Annotated in this window: 1 pseudogene; it reads right to left on the minus strand. The window is 59.2% G+C overall.

From position 1 onward, the window contains the following. A pseudogene (locus CWM57_RS27070) lies at nucleotides 1–476 on the minus strand (transketolase); the annotation flags it as partial.

Genomic DNA, 476 nt, shown 5'->3' on the forward strand with positions numbered 1-476 from the left:
GTACCGGCCAGGGAGCACACTTCATGAGAAATGCCTTCCATCATGCAGCCGTCGCCCATGAAGGCGTAGGTGTAGTGGTCGACGATGTCGTGTCCCGGACGGTTGAACTGCGCCGCCAGAGTTTTCTCGGCGATAGCCATCCCGACCGCGTTAGCGATACCCTGGCCCAGCGGACCGGTGGTGGTTTCCACGCCCGCGGTGTAGCCGACTTCCGGGTGACCCGGGGTTTTGGAGTGCAGCTGGCGGAAGTTTTTCAGCTCTTCAATCGGCAGATCGTAGCCAGTGAGGTGCAGCAGGCTGTAAATCAGCATCGAACCATGGCCATTTGACAACACAAAACGGTCACGGTCAGCCCAGGCCGGATTGTTCGGGTTATGGTTCAGGAAATCACGCCACAGCACTTCGGCAATGTCAGCCATACCCATCGGGGCCCCCGGGTGGCCGGATTTGGCTTTCTGTACAGCGTCCATGCTCAG

The sequence above is a fragment of the Klebsiella sp. G-Nf4 genome (genome assembly GCF_002810615.1).
Classification (GTDB): Bacteria; Pseudomonadota; Gammaproteobacteria; order Enterobacterales; family Enterobacteriaceae; genus Klebsiella; species Klebsiella variicola.